This window comes from Virgisporangium ochraceum, assembly GCF_016863655.1.
GTDB lineage: Bacteria > Actinomycetota > Actinomycetes > Mycobacteriales > Micromonosporaceae > Virgisporangium > Virgisporangium ochraceum.
In genome coordinates this window covers 64,598-88,349 of sequence record NZ_BOPH01000080.1, presented here as the reverse complement: position 1 = coordinate 88,349, position 23,752 = coordinate 64,598, and the positions used below count along the sequence as shown (strand labels likewise).

Below are 23,752 nucleotides of genomic sequence, written 5' to 3'. Positions count from 1 at the left end.
ATCACTTCGTGCAACAATGGCGAAGGTCGCGGACCGGTCCCCGTTACTGTCAAGCAGTGAGGGACGGGAACCGGTCGGGCACCCAGTCCGGCGGCGGCGGTGGGGGCACCGCACCGGCCCGGTCACCGGTCTCGCCGGCAAGTGCGTCGACGTCGCCCGCGCCAACCCCGCCAACGGCACCGACGGCGCGCCCTCGGCAAGTGCCTGGACGTCGCCGGACCCAGCACCGCCAACGGCACGCAGACCCACCTCTGGGACTGCCACGGCAGCGCCTCCCAGCAGTGGACGGCCACCGCGGCCGGCGACCTGACCAGCGTCTACGCGAACAAATACCTCAGTGCAGGACGCTCCCCTCCGGTGCCGTCAGCAGGACGACGGCGCCGGAGAGCGGCGCGTCCTCACCGAGTGCCGCCGGTACGACGGTGAGCGGGCGGTAGGTGAGGATGTCGGCGAGCCGTTCGCGCAGCACCGGCCACAACCCCGCGCGGCGCACCGCGACCGCGCCGCCGAGGGCGACCGTGTCGACGCCGCTCACCAGCGCGAAGTTCGCCAGCCCCCGGGCGAGCGCCGCGGCGTAGTCGCGCCAGAACGCGTCGTCGTCGACGTCGGACAGCCGGGTGCCGGCCCGTTCGAGTGCCCGCCCGCCGGTCAGCGTCTCCAGGCAGCCGACCTGGCCGCACGAGCACGGCCGGTCGTTGCCGGCGACGAGCTGGTGACCGGCCTCCGTCGTCGTCGCGACGAAGTGCCCGCCGCGTCCCAGCCGCACGGCGTATCCCGTGCCGGTCGACAACGTCACGTAGCCGCACCGGTCCGCGCCGCGCAGACTGCCGTACTCGTGCTCCCCCAGCAGCCCGCACGTCGCGTCGTGTGCGATCCGCACGGGGCAGGAGAAGGCGTCGGCGAGGTCGTCGCGCAGCGCGCGCCCCTCGTACCCGCGCAGGTTCAACGCGACCGTCACCGCGCGGCCGGTCGGATCGACCCGGCCGCCCACCGACACCCCGATCCCGGCCGGGTCGGCGGGAACGACAGCGGCCAACGCCGCCAGCTGCCGGTCGTAGTCGGGGTCGGTGCGCCACCGCGCGACGACGGTGCCGTCGACGGCGACCCGGGTGAAGGTCCCGCCGATGTCGACTCCGACAGCGCTCATGACGCTGTTGTACCCGACGTTGTGGTCCGGCCGTCGGAGCGGCACGATCGAGCGGTGCTGCTGCTGGTCCCCCATGATGTGCTGCGGGCGCGACGGCCCGACGGACACTTCGCCGACGAGGCCCGGGCCGCGCGCGAGGCCGGAATCGACGTCGCGCTGGTCGACCACGACGCGTTGGACACCGACGGCGGAGCGCGACGGGCGGTCGCCGGGGTACCGGGCACGGACGGACCGGGCGGGCCGCGGCCCGCGGTGTACCGAGGCTGGATGCTGCGCGGCGACGGGTACGCCGCGTTCGCGCGGGCGCTGGCCGACCGCGGCGTCCGGTTGGTGACCGGCCCGGAGCAGTACCGGCGGGCGCACGAGCTGCCCGGCTGGTACGACGCGCTGGCCGACCTCACCCCGGCGACGGTGTGGACGCGCGGCGACGACCCCGACGACTTCGCGCGGGCCTGCGACGCCCTCGGCCCCGGCGCGGCGGTGCTGCGCGACTACACGAAGTCGATGAAGCACTACTGGACCGAGGCGGCGTTCATCCCCGACGTCGCCGACCGGGCCCGGGCGTGGGCCGTGGCGGGCCGCTTCCGGGAGCTGCGCGGCGACGCGTTCGTCGGCGGGTTCGTGCTGCGTCGCTTCGAACGGTTCGACTCGGCCGAGGTGCGCACCTGGTGGGTCGACGGTGTCTGCCGGCTCGTCGGCGCGCACCCCGACACCCCGCACGACCTCCCGCCGCCCGACTGCGACCCCACCCCGGTCGCGCCGGCCGTCGCCGCGCTGGGCCTGCCGTTCGTCACCGTCGACCTGGCCCGTCGCGACGACGGCGTGTGGCGGGTCATCGAGCTCGGCGACGGCCAGGTCAGCGACCGCCCGGCCACCATCGCCCCGGACGCCCTCGTCGCGGCCGCCGCCGCGGCCATGTGACGGCCAGCGTCCGCGCGACGGTCAGCGTCCGCGTGACGGTCACCGTCCGCGTGACGGTCCGGGTCAGCCGGTGGCGACCAGCGGACGCGCGGCCGCGGCGAGCCGGCCCAGCGCCCCGGCGATGGCCTCCGGGCCGTCGACGAGACCGGCGTGGCGCCGCGCGATCCGGCGGATCAGCCCCCGGTAGCGGTAGTGGCCCGGAACCTCGGCCTCCTCGATGAGGAACGCGTCGACCAGGGCGTCCAGCTCCCGCCAGGCCGCGTGGACCGGGAGCCCGAGGAGGGCGGCGACGTCGTCGACCGACACCTCGGCGGCGTCGGGTACCGCGGCCATCCGGAAGACCCTCGCCCGCGCCGGCGCCAGCCGCTCGTAGGCGCGGGTGAACGGTGCTTCGGCCGCGACGCACTCCTCGTGCTGGAGCTCACCACCCTGCTCAAGCTCCGCCTCGAGCTGGTCGGCGATCGCGGCGAGGCTCCACCGCGCGCGGGCGTTGATCCGCCCGGCCAGCGAGCGCAGCGGGACCGGGAACCCGGACGTCACCGTGACCAGGCGACGGGCGGCCCGCGGCTCGGCGTCGATCCGGCGCCGCCCGAGAGCCGGGCTAGGAGCTCCAGCCCGTCCGCGGTCGGTAGCGGGGGCAGCGTGACCCACGTCGCGTCGGGCAGTTCGGGCAGCCGGCGGCGGGTGGTGAACAACACGCCACCCGACGGCAGGGCGGCGTGCACGAGGTCGACCCGGTCGGCCCGCTCGACGTCGTCGAGGACGGCGAGGACGCGGCGGCCACCGGTGGCCCGGCGCAGGGCCAGGGCGAGGTCGCACGGTGAGGCGTCCGCCGGGAGCGGCGCCCTGACCGCGCGGACCCAGGTCGCGAGGGCCCGCGCGGGGTCGGTCTCCATCGCCGCGTCGGTGTACAGGATCCCGCCCGGGAACGCGTCGGCGACCCGGTGCGCGGCGTGCACCGCGGTGGCGGTGCGACCGGCGCCGTCCAGTCCGGCGATGCCGACGACGGCGCGGTCGGCGCGCAGCGCGGTGGCGATTCTGCGCAGGTCAGCGGACCGGCCGACGAAGTCGACGAGCGGTGGAGGCAGGTCCATCGGGGCCTCCCCCGGCCCCACCGTCGCGGCCGCGACCGGCCCGGCCGCGACGGACCCGGCCGCGACGGACCCGGCCGTGACCGGCCCGGACACCGGGCCGAGGTCCGGATCGGCGGCCAGGATCCGCTCGAACAGCCGCCGCAGCGCCGGCGCCGGGTCGATGCCCAGCGCGTCACGCAGGTGGACGCGGCCGGAGTGGTACACCTCCAGCGCCTCGGCCTGCCGGCCGGCCCGGTACAGGGCCAGCATCAGCAGCTCGCGCGGCCGTTCCCGCAGCGGGTACGCCTCGACGAACGCCGACAGGTCGCCGAGCAGCGTCGCGGCGGGGTCGTCGCCGCCCACCTCGGCGGCGAACCGCACCTCCTGCGCCGCCGGGTGCAGGGGCTCCAGGCGGGCCCGCTGCGCGGTCGCGTACCCGCCGTTCAGGTCGGACAGCGGCGGGCCGGCCCCGGCCGACGCCGTCGACGCGCTGGTTGCCGCCGCCGGGCCCGCGGTCGACTCGCCGCTGGTGATGGTCGAGGTCCGGCACCTCGGCGGAGCGCTGAGCCGGCCGCCGTCGACGCCGAGCGCCGTGACCCGGCCGGACGCGCGCTTCCACCTCTTCGCCGCCGCCGTCGGCGCACCGGGCATGGACGGCGCCTTCCGGCCGGCCCTCGACGCCCTGCTCGACGCGATGCGACCCTGGTCGGCCGGTGCGTCGCAGGTCAACTTCCTGACCTCCTACGACACCTCGCCCGACCGGGTACGGGCCGCCTACGCGCCCGACGCGTTCGCACGGCTGGTGGGCGTCAAGCGGCGGTTCGACCCGAAGAACCTGTTCCGGGTCAACCACAACATCCCGGTGACGGACTGATGCGTCAGCCGACCGGGAGCCAGGCGAGCACGAGCTGGGTCACCTGCACGTCGGTCCGCTCCAGCCCGACCTCGACGGTCTCCACGGCGGCGGCCTTCGCGTCCCACGCCGTCTGGATCGCCGTCAGCTCACGCGCCAGGTCGGCCTCGACGTCGGCCAGGTCCTGCTGCAGCTGACCGACCTTGTTCTCGGCGGCGTCGACCCGGTCGGACGCGGCGCTGGACCGTCCGCGACGGCTGGCGATGCCGCCGAGCGACCCGGCCGCCTTCGACAGGGCGCTGGCCCGGCTCCGGCCGCCGAGGAAGCTGCCGAGCACGTCGCCGGCCACGTGCGCCACCTCGGAGAGGCGGCTGGACCGTTGCCGGTCGCGGGCCAGCTCCGCCCGGTCCTCGGCGTCCTGCAGCCGCGACCGCACCGTCTTAGCCCTGGCCTCGTACTTCGCGCGCAGCGTCGCCGCCTGTTCGTCGGCCTTCGCGTCGGCGGCCGCGGTGCAGCGGAGCAGGAAGTCGTCGCGGGTCTCGCCGGGGCGGGAGTAGACCTTCAGGTCGCGGTTGGCGAAGATCTCCACCGTCCGGCTGCGGACGAGGTGGTCGGCGAGGTCGCGGCGCATGGCCGTCCAGAACCGGCGCTCCTTCACGGGTGCGGCCGGCAGGGCGTAGGCCGCGCCGGTGGGCGCGGCCTCGCGCAGGTCGCGGTCGTCGTAGTCGACGGCCACCGCGGTGGACGCGCTGGGCTGCGCGACGAGCGGGAACAGTACGGCCTCCCACTCCTGGTCGACGACCAGGTCGGCCTTCTCCTCGTCGAACCGCAGCCGGACCCGGGCGACGGCGGCCGCCTCGTACCGGGTCCCACCGCCGGCGGCCCCGCCGACCGACGCCAGCCACGGCGCGGCCGGGTCGACCCATCGCACCGGCGTGTCCGCGGCGACCTCGGGCACGACCGACGTCTCGTCCGAACCCAGCGCGGGCGCCGCGGGTGCCGCGGGTTCCGCGGACGCCGGCGGCGCGACCTCGCGGCCGGACATGAGCGAGCGGATCTGGTCGCGGTCGAGCGGGCCGCGCAGGTAGCTCATCGCCCACCGGCTGGTGAACACCTCCGGCCTGTCCTTGCCGGCGCGCCGCAGCACGAACTCGCGCTTGCCGAGACCCGAGATGGTGTCGCCGACCGCGGCCACGTCGACGGTTCCGGCCGCGGCGGTCATGCCGTCGAGCAGACGCGCCTTGTCGCGCTCGGTCTGCAGGCGGCCGACGACCCAGGTGCCCGCGTTGGTCAGCGCCTTGTAGTCGATGTCGACGGGGTTCTGGGTGGCCAGCACCACGCCGACGCCGAACGCGCGGGCCTGCTTCATCAGCAGCATGATGGGCTTCTTGGTCGGCGGCGTCGCGGTCGGTGGCAGGTAGCCGGCGACCTCGTCCAGGTAGACCAGGGCGCGCAGGTCGGTGGTGCCCGACTGGCGCCGCATCCACGTGACCAGCTTCGACAGGATGAGGCTGACGGCGAACTGGCGTTCCTGGTCGGACAGGTGCGCGAGGGTCACGATCGCCGCCGCCGGCTTCCCGCCGGGTCGCAGGATGGCGTCCAGGTCCACCGGGACGCCCTGCGACCAGGCGGCGAACGACGACGACGCCAGCAGCCCGTTGAGCCGCACCGCGAGGTCCATGCGGTCGCGGGGCGGGAAGAACGTGTCGAGGTCGAAGACGCCGAGCTTGCGCACCGGCGGGTCGGCCACCTGGCCGACGAGTGTGGGCAGGTCGAGGTCGCGGCCCTGCTGCCAGGCCGTGTCGATGAGGTTGGACAGCAGGATGTGTTCGCGCGACGACAGCGGGTCGGCGTCGATGTCGACGAGCGCGAGCAGGCCGGTCACGAAGCCTTCGATCTCGTCGTGGACGAGTTCGGCGTCGGCGGTGCCGGTCGGCGCGCGCAGCGAGCCGACCAGGTTCAGCGGGACGCCGACGGTCGACCCTGGCGTGTAGATCGTGAACGACGTCGCGGCGCGCAGCGCGCTGATGTCGGCTCCGCCGAGGCCCCATCCGGCGAGCCCGTCGGTCCACGTCTTCGCCTGCGCGGCGGCGAAGTCGTCGAGGCTCTGGCCCGCCTTCTGCGCGTCGGAGGCGTTCACCCAGGGCCGGAAGTCGGCCGGTGCCAGGTCCGGGAACGTGAGCAGGAGGTTGGTGAGGTCCCCCTTGGGGTCGATCAACAGACACGGGACGCCGGAGCGCAGCACCTCCTCGACCAGCACCACGCCGAGGCCGGTCTTGCCGGAACCGGTCATGCCGACGATGACGCCGTGGGTCGTGAAGTCGGCGGTGGGCAGCGCCACCCGGGTGCCGCCGCGCTGGTGCTCGGCGGTGATGTTCTCGCCGATGAACAGGTCAACCACGCTGGACACACTACGGCCGCGGACCGCCCGGTAGGCCGTCGCTACGTCTTGAGCTTGGGCAGCACGTCCTGACAGACCTTGACCAGGCGGGCGATCAGGTCCTCGGCCTTGGCCGTCACGTCACCCAGCACCCCGAAGTTGGCCCGCAGCCACAGGTTGTCGTCGCGGGCGATGACGTAGAGGCCCAGCGACTTCTCCGTGTACGAGAACGCGGCCTGTCCGAGCCCGGCAACGTCCGTCGTCGGGACGCCCTTGTCGCGGGCGTACTTCTGCTGACCGTCGAACGATCGTCGGGGACCGTCGGCGGCGCTGTCCGCGCCGAAGATGTCGACCTGGACGCGCACCGTGCCCCCGTCGAAGTCGCCCTTACCGGAGCTGACCCCGACGTCGCAGCTCACCGACGTGAAGGACTGCCCGGGCAGGGTGGTCGGCCGCCGTTCCTGTTCCACCGGATACACCTGCTTGAAGGGAGCCGTGTCGATGAGCACGCACAGGTCCGGCACGACCTTGTAGGTGACCGCGCCGGGCCGCCCGGTCGCCTGGTCCGCCTTCGGCGGTGGGTCCTCGTCGCCGCCGGCCGTGACGACGATCGTCACGGTGACACACAACAGGGCCAGCACCACCAGCCCGATCCCACCCCCGACCAGCAACATCCGGCGACGACCGCCGGACGGCGGCGGCGGATGACCCGGCGGTGGGAAGCCGGGCGGCTGCGAGCCCGGCGGTGGAAAGCCGGGTGGCGGGCCCGGCGGCGGGCCCGGCTGCTGTGGCGGGTAGCCCGACGGCTGCGGCGGATAGTGGCCCGGCGGGCCGTAGGACGGCTGAGGTTGAGGTGGCCACCCCTGGTTCGGCCCGGACGCGTCGGAGCCCATGGTCATCACGTTTCCCCCGTCAAGCGACATCGACGTCCCCTCCGCACCATCCGCGGCGGGAACGGTCGCCAGCCTGCCGGAAGCACCATTCATCGGCAAACCACAATCCCCCTGGTGAGCGGATGGTTGCCAACACGAGACCTCCGACCTGAACCGCGGACCGCGGTAAGCGCGACCCCGCGGTGAGCCGGTGCCCGACGGCCTCGCCGACCTGCAGGACTTCGCCGCCCGGCGACTGAGCCTCCGCCGGTCGCCCCCGTTGATACGATCGGCCCATGTCCCAGTCCACCCTCGCCTACCACTGGAGTCGGAGCGAGTTCCTGCGCGCCTGGGAAGCTGGAGCATTCGACCACCGGGTGGAACTCGTCGAAGGAGCGATCTGGCCAGTGGTGATCGGTTCCTGGCACGGCGATGCCGTCGGCCAACTCCTGGCACTGCTCCCCCGTACCGCGGTCAAGGTGACCACGGCGACGCTCCCCACGGGCGGTTCGTTGCCCGACCCGGACTGTTGGGTCCGTCGAGCCGACGCCGAGCCCGTCGGCACGGTCGGTACGCGACTGTCCGTCTGGGACGCCTCCGACGTTCTGCTCGTCGTCGAGGTGGCCGACGAGACCACGATCCAGGATCTCAACGTGAAGGCAAAGCTGTACGGCCAGGCCGGTTACGCCGTCTACTGGGTCATCACCCAGCAGGCGATCTACGAGCACGTCGACCCGATCCCCACCGGCTACCGCACGCGGATCGAGCATCGGCCGGGCGAGGAGATTCCGGTTCGCTACGCCGGATCCAGCCTCGCCGTCGACGAACTGATCGCGCCGTAGCGCCGGTCAGGTGAGCGGGCCGAAGAACGTCCGCAGGTCGGCGGCCAGCTCCGCCGGCGCCTCCATCGCCGGGAAGTGGCGACCGCGCGGGAACTCGGTCCAGTGGGCGTCGGCGGGGGCGGGGACGAGCCGGCGCACGGTCTCGTCGGCGCCGAACACCGCGAAGCCCTGCGGGACGACCGGCGGGGCGCCCCAGTCGGCGGAGTGGGCCTGGTCGTAGAGCGTGTGGGCGGCGGAGGCGCCGGCGCCGGTGAACCAGTACAGGCTGACGGTGGTCAGCAGCTGGTCGCGGTCGATCGGGAGGTCGGTCCACTCCTCGAACTTCTCGGCGATCCAGGCGAGCTGCATCACCGGCGAGTCGACCAGGCCGCAGCCCATCGTCTGCGGACGGGTGTTCTGTATTGCCAGGTAGCCGGAGTCCTCGGTGCGGAACCGCTCGATCCGGTCGAGGATCAGCTTGTCGACCGGGTCGTCGCCGTCGAGCCGGTCGGCCAGGCCGGGAATGAAGGTGGCCACGGCCGCGGCGGTGAACGGGTCGGTGACCACGTGCGCGCCGGTCACGTGCTCCGGGTCGAGACCGGCGACCATGCCCGACACGCCGCCACCGATGTCGCCACCGTGCACGCCGTACCGCTCGTAGCCGAGCCGGCGCATCAGCTCGACCCACGCCCGCGCGGTACGCCCCATCGTCCAACCGGTTCCGCTCAACGGCGTGGAGAACCCGTAGCCGGCCAGCGACGGCGCGACGACGTGGAACGCCTGTCCTTCAGCCGGGTCGACCAGCGGCCCGATCAACGTCAGGAACTCCGCGACCGAGCTCGGGTAGCCGTGGGTGACGAGAAGCGGCTTCGCGTCGGGCCGGTCCGAGCGCACGTGCAGGAAATGGATGCGCTGACCGTCGATCTCGGTGGTGAACTGCGGGTACCGGTTGAGCTCGGCCTCGCGCGCCCGCCAGTCGAACCCGGTGCGCCAGTAGTCGGCGAGCTCCCTCAGGTGGTCCAGCGGGACCCCGCGGGTCCAGCCGGTGTCGGGCAGCGCGGCCGGCCAGCGTACGTCGGTGAGCCGGCGGCGCAGGTCGTCGACGTCGGCCTGCGGGATCTCCACGCGGAACGGGTTCATCATGGTCTCCTCTGTTGGTCGGACACCGCGAGCCTAGGAACAATCACGGAACGGTTCGTTCCTAGTTCGAGCGGCACAATGAACGAATGCTGGAGACCTCCGCCCGCCTGCTCCGCCTCCTGTCGCTCCTGCAGAGCCGCCGCGACTGGACCAGCACCGAGCTCGCCGACCGGCTCGACGTCACCACCCGCACGGTCCGCAAGGACGTCGACCGCCTGCGCGCCCTGGGCTACCCGATCGACGCACGGCCCGGGGTGGCCGGCGGCTACCGGCTCGGCGCCGGCGGCTCGCTACCGCCGCTGCTGCTCGACGACGAGGAGGCGGTGGCCGTGGCGATCGGGCTGCGCACCGCCGCGTCCCATCCGATCTCCGGCCTTGGCGAGACGTCGGTGCGCGCGTTGGCCAAGCTGCAGCAGATCCTCCCGGCGCGGCTGCGCCACCGGGTGAGCGCCTTCGGGTCCCACCTGCTGGCGGTCCCGTCGTCGGAACCCCGCGTGGACCCCGACGTCCTGACCCACATCGCCGCCGCCTGCCGCGACCACGAACGGCTCCGGTTCGACTACCGCGCCCACGCCGGCGCCGCCAGCCGACGCGACGTGGAGCCGTACCGCCTGGTCAGCGACCGGCGCCGCTGGTACCTCCTGGCCTGGGACACCGACCGCGCCGACTGGCGCACCTTCCGCGCCGACCGCGTCGACCCGGTCACCCCGAACGGGCCGCGGTTCCGGCCGCGCGACCTGCCGCCCGACGCGGAGACCGCCGAATGGGTACGGCACGGGCTGTCCCGGGCGACCTGGCGCTACCGGGCACGCGTCGTCGTGCACGCACCCGCCGCGCACGTCCGCGCCCGGCTGCCGGTACCGGTCGACGTGGCGGCGCTCGGCGACGACCGGTGCGCCTTCGAGCCCGGCTCCGACCACCCCGAGATGCTGGCCCTCCACCTCGGCCTGCTCGACGCCGACTTCGACATCGTCGACGCGCCCGAGCTGGCCGACGCGTTACGCCGGATCGCCCGGCGCTACCAGCGGGCCGCCGACGGCGCGGACGCCCTGTAGGGACCGCCTGTGGGATCATCGGCAGCGGCTGGCAACGTCGACCGGCCATCGCTGCCGACCGTCGGAAGGCCAGTCGAGTACGTCGATGACGTCTCGATGCCGGTGGGAGGCGAGTCCCGTGACCAACACCAGCAGGCGCCGACGCGGACCGGCGGTCGAGCGCCCGGCGGAGCAGTGGCTGGTCGACGTCGCCGCCGCGGCCGCCCGCGACGCCGGCAACGCCCCGGCGGCACTGCTCGGCGACTACCTGCCGCTCCTGGCCGACGCCGCCGTCAGCGGACGCCGGCCCCGACGCGTCGACCTCGACGCCGTCGGCCTGCTCGGCCGCCGGGCCGCTGAACAGGGCATCTCCGCCGGTCAGGTGGTGCAGTTGTACCTGTCGGCGGCGCGGCGGCTGTGGCAGGACCTGCCCACGGTCGTCGGTCACCGCGACCAGGAGGCGGTGCGCGAGGCGGCCGCGGCGGTGCTGCAGGTCGTCGACGACGCGGTCGCCACGCTCGCCGACGGCTACGCGGTCGCGCGGCGCGACCTCGTACGGCGCGAGGAGACGCGACGCCGCGAGCTGGTCGACGACCTGCTGCGCGGCGACTCCGACCTCGGCGCCCTGGTCGAGCGGGCCGAACCGTTCGGGCTCGAGCTGGCCCGCGTGCACCAGGTCGCGCTGGCCGCACCCGCCCGGCGGCTGCCGGACACCGCCGCCGCCATCAACTCGTTGGAGGCGGTCGTGTTCGACCGGCTCGGCGACCGTGACGTGCTCGTCGCCGCCAAGGACGGGCTGCTCGTCGTGATCGCGCCGGCCGGGACCGCCGACACCGGTCTCGGACACCTCATGCACGACGAGCTGAACCGGCTTCGCCACGGCCGGCCCTGGCGCATCTCGGTCGGCCGGCCGCATCCGGGCGTGTACGGGATCGCCCGCTCCTACGAGGAGTCGCGCGACGCGTTGCTCATGGCCGAACGGCTGCACATGACCGATCCGGTGGTCAAGGCGCACGACCTGCTCGTGTTCCGGGTGCTGCTCCGCGACCAGCCGGCCATCGCCGACCTGGTCGGCGCCGTCCTGAGCCCGCTGATTCTGGCCCGCGGCGGCCCCAAGCCGCTGCTGGACACCATGGAGGTCTACTTCAGCACCGGAGGCGTCGCCACCGAGACGGCGAAACGGCTGCACGTGTCGGTGCGCACGGTCACCTACCGGCTGGAGCGGATCCGCACACTCATCGGCTACGACCCGGCCGACCCCGGACACCGGTTCACGCTCCAGGCCGCGGTGCTGGGGGCCCGGGCACTCGAATGGCCCGCGAAGCCGTTGTCCTCCGCCGGTTGAGAACCCGGCCGTCTTGCCGGTGGCCGGCAACGATTCGCCCGCGACGTTGTGAGCCGTGGACCTGTCAGCTCGCCGGCCGGCGAGACAGCATCGACGAGGCGCCGGACCCGCACACCTTTCCTGCCGGCCGGCACAGTGGCGATCGCCGCGGGGCCTCGACCGCGACGGCAGCGCACGACGGGCACATCCCCCCGACCCGTGGTGCGTGGCCGCACCGCGCGACGACGTGCCCCGCTCCGCGGGCTGTGACGGTCGAACCCGGGAGCGGGTCCGGCGCCCCCGGCGCTTACACCGGCCCGGGACGCGCCGCCCGATCGCCTTGATCGCCGGTCGAGGAACGAGCGTGCCCCGGCCCGATCTTGGCCTTCCAGACATGCCATGACGTGTACGGAAGTCCAACATCGCCATGGCTGGGGAAACATCACCCGGTCACCGATATCGGTGATCGAGGAAGAAAGGGGTTGCCAGGGCAGGCCCGTTCCTCCTCGATCAACACCGGCCGACACGGTCGGTCCGCAACGACGGGACATCCCGCAACGCGCCGTGACGCCACAACCGCATGTGAATCAACGAACTGTCAGGGGGTCTGTGCGAGGGTGACCGCATGGAGATCGATGGTCGGGTGGCGGTGGTCACCGGCGCCGCGGCCGGAACGGGGCAGGCGATCGCCTGCCGGCTCGCCGGATACGGTGCGCGGCTCGTGCTCGCCGATATCGCGGCGTGCACGCAGACGCTGCGGATGGTCGAGGATGCCGGCGGGGTCGCGGTGACGGTGACCGCCGACCTGTGTGACGACGCCCAGGTGCGTCGGCTCGTCGAGGTCGCGGTGCGGCGGTTCGGTGGTGTGCAGATCCTGGTCAACAACGCTGGTGGCGGGCAGCCCACGGCCCGCTATCCGGATGCCACGGCCGCGCAGTGGTCCGGGGTACTCGACCTCAACCTGCGCGCACCGATGCTGGCCACCCAGGTCGCCCTGCCGACGCTGTCGGCCGGCGGCGGGGTGGTGGTCAACATCGCCTCGACCGCCGGTCTCGACGACACGCCCTACGGGTGGCCCGAGTACGCGGCGGCGAAGGCCGGGCTCATCCGGTTCACCACCGCCATGGCGGAGGCGGACGTCCGGTTCACGTGCGTGGTGCCCGACTGGGTACGAACTCCACGGGCGGAGGCCGAGCTCGCGGCGATGACCGCCGCCGAGCGGGCGGCCCGTCCGGCTCCGATACCTCTGCCGGTACTCACCGACGCGGTGGTCGACCTGATCCGCGACGACGACCTCCGCGGGCACGTCGTGGTGTTACGCCCCGGTTCCTGACCGTCACATGCTGGCGATGAGCCGGTCGACGCGTTCGTCGTGGGCGCGGAACGGGTCCTTGCACAGCACGGTGCGCTGCGCCTGGTCGTTCAGCTTCAGGTGCACCCAGTCGACCGTGAAGTCGCGGCGGCGCTCCTGGGCGTGGCGGATGAACTCGCCGCGCAGGCGCGCCCGTGTGGTCTGCGGCGGGGTCTCCTTCGCCTCGAAGATCCCCACGTCGGTAGCGACCCGCTCGACCGCGCCGCGCCGCTCGAGCAGCCCGTACAGGCCCCGGCCGCGGCGCAGGTCGTGGTAGGCCAGGTCCATCTGCGCGATCCGCGGGTGCGACAGGCTGAGGTCGTGGCGGCGCTGGTAGCGCTCGATCACGCGCAGCTTGGTCACCCAGTCGATCTCGCGCTCGATGTCGTCCAGGTCGCCGGACTCCACCGCGGCGAGCACCCGGCCCCACAGGTCCAGGACCCGCCTGGTCACCTCGTCGACGCCGCGCCGGTCGAGGAACGCGGTGGCCTTCTCGAAGTACTCGCGCTGGATCTCCAGCGCGGACAGCTCCGTGCCGTCGACCAGCCGCACCTTCCGGCGGCCGGTGACGTCGTGGCTGACCTCGCGGATGGCCCGGATCGGGTTCTCCAGGGTCAGATCGCGCATCGCGACGCCGGCCTCGACCATCCGCAGCACGATGTCGGCACTGCCGACCTTCAGCAGCGTGGTGACCTCGTTCATGTTCGAGTCGCCCACGATCACGTGCAGGCGACGGTACCGCTCGGCGTCGGCGAGCGGCTCGTCGCGGGTGTTGATGATCGGGCGCGACCGCGTCGTCGCCGACGACACACCCTCCCAGATGTGCTCGGCCCGCTGCGACAGGCAGTACACCGCTCCCCGCGGCGTCTGCAGCACCTTCCCCGCGCCGCAGATCAGCTGCCGAGTGACCAGGAACGGGATCAGCACGTCGGCGAGCCGGCCGAACTCGCCGTTCCGGCTGACCGAGTAGTTCTCGTGGCAGCCGTAGGAGTTGCCGGCCGAGTCGGTGTTGTTCTTGAACAGGTAGATGTCGCCGGCGATGCCCTCGTCGTGCAGCCGCTTCTCGGCGTCGACGAGCAGCCCCTCCAGGATCCGCTCACCGGCCCGGTCGTGCACCACGAGGTCGGCCACGGAGTCGCACTCGGGCGTCGCGTACTCCGGATGCGAGCCCACGTCGAGGTAGAGACGTGCGCCGTTACGCAGGAAGACGTTGCTCGAACGTCCCCACGTGACCACGCGGCGGAACAGGTAGCGGGCCACCTCGTCGGGCGACAGACGACGCTGGCCTCGGTAGGTGGCGGTGATCCCGTATTCGGTCTCGAGCCCGAAGATGCGCCGGTCCATGTACCGACGTTAGCGGTTACCGGCCCGCGTGCCCGCCCTCGACAACATGAACGTCCGAACCTCCGGGTGAACGAGGTCGACGACGACCCAGGCGACCAGCGCCACGTACAGCACCAGCCCCAGGCTCGTCACGAGGTGGCCCCGGGTCAGCCCGTACCCGACGGCGACGACGGCCGTCACCTCGACGGCGGCGATCAGCACGTACACCCACCACCAGCGGCGGCGCATCAGCGTGGCGCACAGCGCGAGCACCGCGGCGGTGCCGGCGAGCAGGCCGAGGGCGGTGAAGAACCCGGTGTTCTGCTCCTCGCTGAGGTGCAGGCCGCGTTCGTTGGTGAGGTACCCGACCACGACGACCACGACGAGCAGGCCGACGAGCGTCAGGTGCGTCTGCAGCCAGAGCAGGATGCGCAGCTGATCCACGACGCGGGGAAGCTCGGGGCGCGGGGACACGAGCGGAGATTCAACCACATCACCGGGACGCGGACCGCCTACCGTGTGCGGGGTGGACTACGTGCGGGTCAGGGCGGCGCGATGGGCCGACCGGGGGTTTCCGGGGACGGTCGAGGTGGAGCTGCGCGAGGCGGACGGCACGGTCGTCGGGATCGTCGACAAGGCACCCGTTCTCGACCTCGCGTCGACGCCGGACGTCGAGCTGCCCGTCGAACTGGAGATCCCGTGCGACGTTCTCGGCCGCGGCGTCGACGGCGACGGTGCTCCGTCGGTCCTCGTGCGGCTGCACTTCGAGATCGGTGACGACCGTGGCCGCACGACGTTCCGCGTCGGCGTGGGTGACGTGGTGACGCGCGACGGGTGACCGTGGTCCGCGGGCCGCTCGGGGGTCGCGTCGACCGCGGGTGCGGTGCCGCGGTGCCGCGTGAACACGTACAGGCGCAGCACGAGGAACCTGCCGGTTCCGGCCACCGCCGACGCGCCGAGGTAGACCGCCTGCTCCCACCGCATGCCGGCGGCCGGCTGCAGCGCGTGCAGACCGAGGACGGCCACCGACGTGACCAGGTAAGCGACGACGGCCGAGCCGGCGGACTGCACGTGCTGGTGCCACTGCGCACAGCGCCCGGCGCCGAACGTGAACCGGGCGTGGAGCTCCGTGCCGAGCAGGGTGGACGCGATGGTGACCAGCGCATTCGCGACCACCCACGGCATCGACGTCGCCGCCACCGGCACCGCGGCGCTGGACAGGAGCCCGACACCGCCGCCGAGCAGAACGAACCTGGCGAACGACCTCATGACGCCGACTATCGCCAGCGGGGCTGACAGCACCCGCACAGCGCGCTGACACGTACGCTCAGCGCACGTCAGCAGCGCTGACCCTTACGCCCGGCCAGGCGTGGAAGGAGCACCAGTGGTCGACGAGGACCCGTGGACTCCACCGGCCGCCGTGCGGCGCGGCCGAATTCCGCGGCGCGGCAGTGTCGGGATCGCGCCGGTCACGCCGGTTCCGGACGCCGCGGCACAGGTGGCGCGCTTCCTGGCCGACCGCGACGACGCGATCCGGAACCACCTCGACCGGTCCGACCCGGACCTCCGGGAGGCCGGAACGGCATACCTCGACGGCCGGCGGGCCGCCGTCGGCGCCGGCGCGGTCGCGTTCCTCGCAGGGTGGGGCCGCCGCCAGGACCCCGACCTGGCCGCCCCGTTCGCCGACTCCTGGCTCCTGGAGCACGGGCCGGTGTTCGCCGCGGAAGCGTCGGTCACGGTGCTGGCGGTGACCGGGCGCGACAAGCTGCAGTGGACGGAGCCCGGCGTGATGGGTCCCGGTCGGCGGGACCGCGCGCGTCGCATCGCCGGCCGGGTGCGGGCCTACCTCGCCGCCGCGTCCGACGAGGTCTACGCCGAGGTCACGGCCGCCCTCGGGGCGTGGCGGAAGGACCACCTGGCGCAGCGCGTCGCGACGTCGTTCCTCGTTCCGACGCGCGCCGACCGGGTCACCGACGACTGCCACGCCGTCGCGGCCACCGTCGACGCGGAGCTCGCCACGACGCTCCTGTACACCGTGTCGACCCCCGGGCAGTACCCGATCATCGCGGACAACCTCATGGTCGACTTCCAGGCGTTCACCCCGCAGACCCTGGCCACGGTCGTCGACGCGATGGGACCCGCGGCCGCCGACGTCCTCGCCCACTGGATCGACCACCGCGACATGCGCGCCGACATGCGACGCCGCGCCGTGTCGATGCTGGCCGCGCTGCCCGGTGACCGGCCGTTGCGGCTCCTGCGCGACCGCGCGGACGGCCGGCACCACAAGCTCGTCCGGCCCGCCATCCTGGAGGTCACCCGCCGGTCGGCGCGCCCGCTCGTCACCGAAGCAGCCCTCACATCCGTCGACCTGCCACCCGTGCTCGCCGACCCGCCGTGGCTGCGCAAACGCGCCGCCACCCGCCCCGTCGTCGTCGAGGGTCTCAGCTGTGACGAGCCGCCGAGCGTCGGGTGGCTGCCCGGCGAACGCGACCGCTGGCTGACGTCGATGGCGACGACCCGCTACGCCTGGCCCTCGTCGTGGTGGGACGAGCAGGCGGAGCGCTTCCGTGCCGGCGACCTGTCCGGGTACGGGCAGGCGGAGTTCCTCCGCGACGCCCCCAAGGAGCTGGCACGGCCCCTGATCGCCACCTGGCGGCCGCCGAGGCGGTGGGCCGAGCGCTGGACGCCCGCCATCGCGGCGCGCTTCGAGCTCGACGCGCTGCCCGCGCTGCTCGACGTCGCCCGGCGCACCCCGGCCACCGCCGCCGGCGCGCTGCTGCCGTTCGCGTCGCCGGAGATCGCCGTCCTCATGGCCGACTGGTACAGCCGGCTGCGGTCGGTCCGCGCCGTCGCCGAGGCCTGGTTGGTCCGGCACGCCGCGCTGGCCGGGCGCACGCTGGTCCCGTTGGCTCTGTCACCGCCCGGGCCCGCGCGGCGCCGGGCCGAGCGGACGCTGCGGGGTCTCGCCGCGACGGGCCGACGGGACCGCGTGAGCGCGGCCGCGGCCACCTACGGACCCGGCGTGGCGGAGGCGGTGGACGCGCTGCTCGCCGTCGACCCGGTCGACCTGCTCCCGCCCCGGATGCCGGCCGCGCCCGGGTGGGTCGACCCGGCCGCGTTCCCCCGGGTGCGGCTGACGGCCGGCGCCGCCCTGCCCGCGACCGCCGCCGCACACGTCGTGACGATGCTGGCGATCTCGCGCCTCGACGACGCGTACGCGGGCCTCGACCAGGTACGGCAGGCGTGCGACCAGGGCGACCTGGCGGAGTTCGCGTGGTCGCTGTTCCGGTCGTGGCGGGCGTCGGGGTCACCGTCGAAGGACAGCTGGGCGCTCGACGCGCTGGGCCTGCTCGGTGACGACGAGACGGTGCGCCGCCTCACGCCGGTGATCCGGGCCTGGCCCGGCGAGGGTGGCATGAGCCGGGCGGCCGCCGGCCTCGACGCGCTCGTCGCGATCGGCACCGAGGTGGCCCTGCTGCACCTGCACGGCATCGCGCAGACGGCGAAGTCGAGGACGCTGCGTGACCACGCGACGACGAGGGTCGGGCAGGTGGCCGCCGACCGGGGCCTGTCCCCGGAGCAGCTCGCCGACCGGCTCGTCCCCGACCTCGGGCTCGACCCGCACGGCAGCCTCGTGCTCGACTACGGATCCCGCCGGTTCACCGTCACCTTCGACGAACAGCTCCGTCCGGTGGTCCTCGACGAGGCCGGAACGCGGCGCGCGGACCTGCCGAAGCCCGGCGCCACCGACGACCCGGCGCTCGCGCCCGGTGCGCACCAGCGGTTCACCGCCCTGAAGAAGGACGTGCGGACCGTGGCGGCCGACCAGCTCCGCCGGCTGGAGTCGGCGATGGTCGGTCGGCGCCGGTGGCCGGTCGCCGAGTTCCGCCAGCTGTTCCTCGCGCATCCGCTGCTGGTGCACCTGGTACGCCGGCTCGTCTGGCTGGTCCACGACGACGCTGGCACCGGTTCGTTCCGGGTGGCCGAGGACCGCACGTTCGCCGACGCCGCCGACGACGCCCGCGACCTGCCGGAGGAGGCGACGGTGTCGGTCGCGCACCCGCTGCACCTGGGCCCGGACCTGGCCGCGTGGACGAACGTGTTCGCCGACTACGACATCCTGCAGCCGTTCCCCCAGCTGCGGCGCGACGTGTACGAGCCGCTGGCCGGGGAGCGCGGCGGCACCCTGGTCCGCTTCACCGGCCGCACGGTGCGGAGCGTGCGCCTGCTCGGCCTGGAACGCCGCGGCTGGGACCGGGAGGCCGCGGGAGACGGCGGCCGGCAGAACCGCCTCAGCCGCACCCTGCCCGACGGCACCACCGCGGTGCTCGTCGTCGCCCCGGGCATCCTCGCCGGCGCCGTCGAGGCGGAGCCCGTGCAGACGGTCACCTCGGTCGACCTCCGCCCGGCCGGCGACCTCGACCCGGTGGTGCTCTCGGAGACCATCCGCGACCTCGAAGCCGTCACCGGCTGAAAGAGGTCCGGGGCCGGTGTCGGATCGGCCGTCGGTCGTTCGTGGCACGGGTGGAACCAGCAGAGAAAGGGAACCGACATGACCGCGACCTACACCTGGGACGTCTTCTCCACGCTCGACGGGTACGGCTCCTACGCCCCGCCGGGCGACTGGGGCGGCTACTGGGGCAAGGAGGGCCCTGAACTCCTCGCCCACCGCGCCGCGCTGTTCGACACCCCGCAGCGCATGGTCTTCGGGGCCGCCACGTTCCGGGAGAACGCGGAGATCATGACGTCCGGCCTCGATCCACACACCCTGCACGAGTGGAACGTCCGCACGATGCGGTCACCGGCGACCGTGATCTCGTCCACGCTGCGCGACACCCTCGGCTGGCCCGACGCGACGATCGTCAGCGGCGACGCCGTCGACATCGTCACGCGCCTCAAGGAGGAGTCGGACATCCCGCTGCGCTCGCAGGCGAGCCCGTCGCTGAACTGCTCGAGAGCCGCACCCTCGACGGGCGCACCCAGGAACTCGTGTACCGGCCCACGCCCCGCGTCTGACGTTCGTTCACGGGTGTGGGGAAGGTCGTCGGCACCTCCGGCATCATGGGTACATGGCTGTCGACGAACCGGCCACCGACGGTGTCGTGCGCCGCGGTGACGCAGCGCCCACGCCGGTGGCGGCACCGTGGTTCGAGGTGTCCACTGTGGACGAACGCACCACGCTCGTCACGGAACCCCACGTCCACCCGTTGCTCCGCGCGAACCTCTGGCACCTGCGCGGCCGCGACCACGACCTGCTAGTCGACTGCGGAACGGGCGTCAGCGCGCTGGCGCCAGTTCTGCTCGACCGCTTCGGCCGCGAGCCGGTCCTGGTCCTGACCCACGGCCACCTGGACCACATGGGATCGGCACACGAGTTCGCCGAGGTCTGGGCGCACCCGCTGGAACGGGTGGACGACCCGGCACCGGGCTCGCTGCACGGTCCGACGCTGGCCGCCGAGGTCGGCCTCGACTGGTCGCCGCCCGACCTGCTCGTCACGGCCCGCCCCCACGACGGGTACGACCCGGCGACCTACCGGGTGCCGCCCGCCACGGTCACCCGGTACCTCACCGACGGCGACACCATCGACCTCGGCGACCGGAGCCTGACCGTGCTGCACCTGCCCGGCCACACCCCGGGCAGCATCGCCCTGTTCGACCCGGCCGGCGGCACCCTGTTCAGCGGCGACGTCGTCTACGACGACGTCCTCCTCGACAACCTGACCGGCGGCGACCCCGCCCGGTACGCGGACTCCCTGCGCCGCCTGCGGGAACTACCCGTCACCGTGACCCACGCCGGCCACGAGCCCAGCTTCGGCCGCGACCGGCTGCACGACCTGATCGACACCTACCTCCGGGACAGTCGACCGACGGGGGTAACGGCAGACCCTCCCTGACCCGCCGCGGGCCGCTCTAGCGTCTGCGGGTGAAACGGCTCCTCGTCCCGTCGGCGGCGGAGGTCGGCTGCGGTCTGTACACCCAACACCCGGCGCGTCGGCGCCATCCTGTCGGGACCGCTCATCGGCACCGCCGCCCTCACCTCACTCGGATACCGCGCGGTCTTCGTCGCCTGCGCGGCACTGACGGTGGTCGCCCTGGTCACGATCCGCCTCGTCTCGCCCCGTCCGGTGACCCTCGACCGGTCCGAATCCCTTGACCAACGACCATCGATCGACTCTCGTAGATGGTGACCTGCATTGATCATCGTCGATCATGGGAGGCGTCATGACACATCGACGACGGCGGCCGTCGTGGGCCGGGGTGCTGGCTGTCGTTCTCGCGGTCCCACCGGCGGCGGGCCTGGCCGGCGCGGGTCCCGCCGCCGCGGCCCGGCCAGTGGGAGGGTGTCGGCTTCCAGCCGCCGTTCCCGGAGGCGCACGCCGAGGCGATGGAGTACGCGAGCGGGCTGGTCGAGCTGACGCGGATCGCCAGCGAGTACGCGGCCTGACGGGCTACCCGGGCGCAGCGGTCCCCCGGCCGGTGCGCCCGGTCGGCACAATCGACGGATGACCGGTCGCCTGGAGAAGACGGTGCTCGACTGCCCCGACCCGCGGGCGCTCGCCGCGTTCTACGCCGCGGTCCTGGGCATGCGGGTCAACGAGGACCACGACGACTGGGTCGTCATCGGTTCCCGGCCCGGCGCGCGCCAGCTGGCATTCCAGCGGGTCGCGAACTGGACGGCGCCCGGAGAGCCGCGACTGCACCTGGACATCCGCGTCGACGACGTGGAGGTCGCGGAGCGGCAGGTCCTCGCGCTCGGCGCGACTCGGCTACCGGGCGAGCTGGCGGGCCGCTACCGGGTGTTCGCCGATCCGGCCGGTCACCCGTTCTGCCTGGTGTTCGGGCGGCACGCGGGCGGGTGGGAGGTCCGGCCCGCCGGCGTCGACGACTTCGCGGCCTGCCGGGACATCGCCGCCGGTCTACCGGAGTTCTTCACCCCGGACACCGTCGACACGATCGCCGGCGACGTCACCACCCACGACTCCTGGGTGGTCACGGACGGCGCGGCGGTGGTCGGCTTCGCCGTCGTGAAGCGGCGCGACCCGGCCGCCGCCGAGATCCTCTGGGCCGCCGTCGCGCCGGAGCGCCGCGACCGGGGCATCGGCACCGCCCTCGTCACGCGTGTCCTGAACGAGCTGCGCGCCGGCGGCACGATGGTCGTCGAGGTCAAGACCCTGGACCCGGCCGCGGAGTACCCGCCCTACACCGCCACCTACCGGTTCTGGACCGCGCGCGGCTTCATCCACGTCGACACCATCGATCCCCTGCCCGGCTGGGAGCAGGGCAACCCCTGCGCGATCCTGGTCGCGCCGCTCGCGGTGGGTCGGTAGCCGGCCGTGACCGGGCTGACCGGCGTCTGCGACGACCTGGTCGAGGCGCTGTCACGGGCGCATCCGCTCCGGGCGACGGCGATGGGGCTCCCCGGCCACGACGCCGAGCTGCCCGACCACACCCGCGCGGGCGGGGAGCGGCACCGCGACCGGCTGACCGCGGTGGCCGCCCGGGCCGCCGCGATCGACCCGGCCGCGCTGGACCCGCAGGAGCGGATAACCCGGGCGGTGCTGCTGCGGGCGGTCGCCGACGAGCTGGTCGACCTCGACGTGCGGGCGGTCGAGTACACGGTGGTCGACTCCTGGGTCAGCCCGGCCGTCGAGCTGCTGTTCGCGCTGCCCGGCACCGTCCTCACCGGGCGCCCGGGCGCCGACGCCTACCTGGCGCGGCTGTCCGCGGTCCCCTCGGCTCTCGACGCGTTGGCGGAGCGGCATCGCGTCGGGATGGCGGAGGGCCGTCTGCCCGTGCGGTCGTTGGTCCGGGACGCGGTGACGTTCGTCGACCGGTACCTGGACCACCCCGACCGTGACCCGCTGCGCCGACCGGAACCACCGACGGACGCCGGCTCGTTCCACGCAGACCGGTTCCGCGCCGAGCGGGACCGGTTGCTGGCCGAGCGGGTGCGGCCGGCCTACGCCCGGTACCGGGACGCGCTGGCCGCCGAGGTGATGCCCCGCTCGCGCCCGGACGACCGGCCGGGGCTGTGCTGGCTGCCCGGCGGCACCCGGTCCTACGCCGCGCTGTGCCGGCGGCACACCGGCACCGCCCGGGATCCCGACGACCTTCACCGCGCCGGCCTCGACCTGATCGCCCGCCTCGACGCGGAGTACGCCGACCTCGGCGCCCGCGCCCTCGGCGAGAGCGACCCGGCACGGGTACGGCGCCGGCTGCGCGAGGACCCGGCGCTGCGCTGGCACGACGCCGACGAACTGCTGACGCACGCCCGGGCCACGGTCGCCCGGGCCGAGGCCGCGGCACCCGGCTGGTTCGGCCGGCCGCCCGACCATCGCTGCGAGGTGCGGCCGGTCCCCGTGGACCTGGCGCCCGGCGCGGTCGGCGCCTACTACGAACCCCCGGCCCTGGACGGCGGCCGGCCGGGCGTCTACCACGTGAACACCCACCGCGTGGAGGAGCGACACCGCCACGCCGGCGAGGCGACCGCGTTCCACGAGGCGGTTCCGGGCCATCACGTGCAGCACTGCGCCGCCCGGGGTCTGGTCGGGCTGCCGCTGCTGCGGCGCATCCAGGAGTACACCGCGTACGGCGAGGGGTGGGGCCTCTACGCCGAGCGGCTGGCCGACGAGATGGGCCTGTACTCCGACGACCTGGCCCGGCTGGGCATGGTGGCGGCCGACTCGATCCGGGCCGCCCGGCTCGTGGTCGACACCGGGCTGCACGCCCACGGCTGGAGCCACGAGCGGGCGACGGCCTACCTGCGCGCGAACACCGCGATGTCCGAGGTCGACGTGGAGTCGGAGACCGACCGCTACATCGCCGACCCGGGGCAGGCGCTGGCGTACATGGTGGGCCGGCTGGAGTTCCAGCGGCTGCGGGCCGAGGCGGGGCGACGGCTCGGTGCCCGGTTCGACGTCCGCGCCTTCCACGACACGGTTCTGGGCAACGGGGCGCTTCCGCTCACCGTGCTCGCCGAGGTCGTGGCCGCCTGGACCGGGGACGCCTGACCAATCGACCGACGGGAGAAGACGTGTTCAACCACGCGCCGAGCGGCTACGAGTGCCCCTTCTGCCGCCTCGCGGCGGGAGGTGGGGACGAGCGGCGGACCCAGGACGACGTGGTGCGGCGTACCGGACTCGCCACCGCGTTCGTCTCGCCGCGATGGTGGCCGAAGAACCACGGTCACGTGCTCGTCGTCCCGAACGCGCACTTCGAGAACCTGTACGACCTGCCGTCCCGGTACGGGCACGCGATCCACGACCTGGCGCGGGAGGTCGCCATCGCGATCCGGCACACCTACGGCTGCGACGGGACATCCGTGCGCCAGCACAACGAGCCCGCCGGTAACCAGGACGTCTGGCACTACCACATGCACGTCTTTCCCCGGTACGCCGGCGACGACCTGTACTTCACCCATCCCCAGAAGGACTTCCGGCCGGCCGCGGAGCGCCGCCCGTACGCGGACCGGCTGCGGGCGTACCTCGGGTCCGGGTGACCGGCACCGAACTG

22 protein-coding genes are annotated in these 23,752 nt (G+C 73.7%); 13 read left to right on the top strand and 9 right to left on the bottom strand.

The genetic code is table 11. The annotated features are described in order from the left end of the window. Nucleotides 1-99 precede the first annotated feature (99 nt). Entirely contained in the window at nucleotides 100-426 is a 327-nt protein-coding gene (locus Voc01_RS27090; RefSeq protein WP_203930383.1) for an RICIN domain-containing protein, read from the top strand. On the opposite strand, the gene Voc01_RS27085 is transcribed toward Voc01_RS27090, so the two are convergent. Beyond that, the gene (locus tag Voc01_RS27085; protein WP_203930382.1) at nucleotides 335-1,147 is read right to left on the bottom strand and encodes an ROK family protein; all 813 of its coding nucleotides are present in this window, start codon (nucleotides 1,145-1,147) and stop codon (nucleotides 335-337) included. The genes Voc01_RS27090 and Voc01_RS27085 overlap by 92 nt on opposite strands. A 54-nt stretch (nucleotides 1,148-1,201) precedes the next feature. Between Voc01_RS27085 and Voc01_RS27080 the strand changes: the two genes are divergently transcribed. Then, a complete protein-coding gene (locus tag Voc01_RS27080; protein WP_203930381.1) occupies nucleotides 1,202-2,068 on the top strand; it encodes an ATP-grasp domain-containing protein in 867 nt (288 codons plus the stop codon). 63 nt (nucleotides 2,069-2,131) lie between these two features. Here the strand turns inward: Voc01_RS27080 and Voc01_RS27075 are convergent, their stop codons facing one another. Together Voc01_RS27075 and Voc01_RS27070 are read right to left on the bottom strand one after the other, a co-directional pair. Further along, a complete protein-coding gene (locus Voc01_RS27075; protein WP_203930380.1) occupies nucleotides 2,132-2,608 on the bottom strand; it encodes a hypothetical protein in 477 nt (158 codons plus the stop codon). Further along, complete coding sequence (locus tag Voc01_RS27070; RefSeq protein ID WP_203930379.1) at nucleotides 2,605-3,792, bottom strand: AfsR/SARP family transcriptional regulator; 1,188 nt, start codon at nucleotides 3,790-3,792, stop codon at nucleotides 2,605-2,607. The genes Voc01_RS27075 and Voc01_RS27070 overlap by 4 nt, the downstream gene beginning before the upstream one ends. Between Voc01_RS27070 and Voc01_RS27065 the strand changes: the two genes are divergently transcribed. Continuing rightward, on the top strand, nucleotides 3,791-4,015 hold the full coding sequence (locus Voc01_RS27065) for a BBE domain-containing protein (protein WP_203930378.1): 225 nt from the start codon (nucleotides 3,791-3,793) through the stop codon (nucleotides 4,013-4,015). The genes Voc01_RS27070 and Voc01_RS27065 overlap by 2 nt on opposite strands. A gap of 4 nt (nucleotides 4,016-4,019) precedes the next feature. On the opposite strand, the gene Voc01_RS27060 is transcribed toward Voc01_RS27065, so the two are convergent. Continuing rightward, nucleotides 4,020-6,395: a helicase HerA-like domain-containing protein gene (locus Voc01_RS27060; protein ID WP_203930377.1), complete on the bottom strand. Its 2,376-nt coding sequence runs from the start codon at nucleotides 6,393-6,395 to the stop codon at nucleotides 4,020-4,022. Between the two features lie 41 nt (nucleotides 6,396-6,436). Then, nucleotides 6,437-7,048, bottom strand: coding sequence for a hypothetical protein (locus Voc01_RS27055; protein WP_203930376.1), 612 nt, complete (start codon nucleotides 7,046-7,048; stop codon nucleotides 6,437-6,439). 494 nt (nucleotides 7,049-7,542) lie between these two features. Between Voc01_RS27055 and Voc01_RS27050 the strand changes: the two genes are divergently transcribed. Beyond that, nucleotides 7,543-8,088, top strand: coding sequence for a Uma2 family endonuclease (locus Voc01_RS27050; RefSeq protein WP_203930375.1), 546 nt, complete (start codon nucleotides 7,543-7,545; stop codon nucleotides 8,086-8,088). A gap of 6 nt (nucleotides 8,089-8,094) precedes the next feature. On the opposite strand, the gene Voc01_RS27045 is transcribed toward Voc01_RS27050, so the two are convergent. After that, the gene (locus tag Voc01_RS27045) at nucleotides 8,095-9,207 is read right to left on the bottom strand and encodes an epoxide hydrolase family protein (RefSeq protein WP_203930374.1); all 1,113 of its coding nucleotides are present in this window, start codon (nucleotides 9,205-9,207) and stop codon (nucleotides 8,095-8,097) included. A gap of 86 nt (nucleotides 9,208-9,293) precedes the next feature. Between Voc01_RS27045 and Voc01_RS27040 the strand changes: the two genes are divergently transcribed. From Voc01_RS27040 to Voc01_RS27030, 3 genes are all read left to right on the top strand, one after another. Beyond that, nucleotides 9,294-10,262 carry a helix-turn-helix transcriptional regulator gene (locus Voc01_RS27040; RefSeq protein ID WP_203930373.1) on the top strand — a complete coding sequence of 323 codons (969 nt, stop codon included), beginning with the start codon at nucleotides 9,294-9,296 and terminating at the stop codon, nucleotides 10,260-10,262. 118 nt (nucleotides 10,263-10,380) lie between these two features. Next, entirely contained in the window at nucleotides 10,381-11,586 is a 1,206-nt protein-coding gene (locus Voc01_RS27035) for a PucR family transcriptional regulator (RefSeq protein WP_239160512.1), read from the top strand. A 604-nt stretch (nucleotides 11,587-12,190) separates the two neighbouring features. After that, complete coding sequence (locus tag Voc01_RS27030; RefSeq protein ID WP_203930371.1) at nucleotides 12,191-12,898, top strand: SDR family NAD(P)-dependent oxidoreductase; 708 nt, start codon at nucleotides 12,191-12,193, stop codon at nucleotides 12,896-12,898. Nucleotides 12,899-12,901: 3 nt separating this feature from the next. Here Voc01_RS27030 and pafA read toward each other — a convergent pair whose 3' ends face one another. The 3 genes from pafA to Voc01_RS27015 are packed head-to-tail and all read right to left on the bottom strand — an operon-like array spanning nucleotide 12,902 to nucleotide 15,508. Further along, a complete protein-coding gene (gene pafA / locus Voc01_RS27025; RefSeq protein ID WP_203930370.1) occupies nucleotides 12,902-14,260 on the bottom strand; it encodes a Pup--protein ligase in 1,359 nt (452 codons plus the stop codon). Nucleotides 14,261-14,269: 9 nt separating this feature from the next. After that, entirely contained in the window at nucleotides 14,270-14,713 is a 444-nt protein-coding gene (locus Voc01_RS27020) for a hypothetical protein (protein ID WP_203930369.1), read from the bottom strand. A 57-nt stretch (nucleotides 14,714-14,770) separates the two neighbouring features. Further along, nucleotides 14,771-15,508, bottom strand: coding sequence for a GtrA family protein (locus Voc01_RS27015; RefSeq protein ID WP_203930368.1), 738 nt, complete (start codon nucleotides 15,506-15,508; stop codon nucleotides 14,771-14,773). A 115-nt stretch (nucleotides 15,509-15,623) separates the two neighbouring features. On the opposite strand from Voc01_RS27015, the gene Voc01_RS27010 reads away from it, so the two are divergent. The 6 genes from Voc01_RS27010 to Voc01_RS26985 all read left to right on the top strand — a co-directional run bounded on the left by Voc01_RS27010 (nucleotide 15,624) and on the right by Voc01_RS26985 (nucleotide 23,738). Continuing rightward, nucleotides 15,624-18,713, top strand: a complete 3,090-nt coding sequence (locus Voc01_RS27010) for a DUF4132 domain-containing protein (protein WP_203930367.1) — start codon at nucleotides 15,624-15,626, stop codon at nucleotides 18,711-18,713. Nucleotides 18,714-18,791: 78 nt separating this feature from the next. After that, a complete protein-coding gene (locus Voc01_RS27005) occupies nucleotides 18,792-19,355 on the top strand; it encodes a dihydrofolate reductase family protein (protein ID WP_239160511.1) in 564 nt (187 codons plus the stop codon). Then, nucleotides 19,309-20,133, top strand: a complete 825-nt coding sequence (locus Voc01_RS27000) for an MBL fold metallo-hydrolase (protein WP_203930366.1) — start codon at nucleotides 19,309-19,311, stop codon at nucleotides 20,131-20,133. The genes Voc01_RS27005 and Voc01_RS27000 overlap by 47 nt, the downstream gene beginning before the upstream one ends. 609 nt (nucleotides 20,134-20,742) lie before the next feature. Further along, complete coding sequence (locus Voc01_RS54455) at nucleotides 20,743-21,567, top strand: GNAT family N-acetyltransferase (RefSeq protein WP_203930365.1); 825 nt, start codon at nucleotides 20,743-20,745, stop codon at nucleotides 21,565-21,567. 6 nt (nucleotides 21,568-21,573) lie between these two features. Then, a complete protein-coding gene (locus Voc01_RS26990; RefSeq protein ID WP_203930364.1) occupies nucleotides 21,574-23,250 on the top strand; it encodes a DUF885 domain-containing protein in 1,677 nt (558 codons plus the stop codon). Nucleotides 23,251-23,273: 23 nt separating this feature from the next. Further along, nucleotides 23,274-23,738, top strand: coding sequence for an HIT family protein (locus Voc01_RS26985; protein WP_203930363.1), 465 nt, complete (start codon nucleotides 23,274-23,276; stop codon nucleotides 23,736-23,738). Nucleotides 23,739-23,752 lie beyond the last annotated feature (14 nt).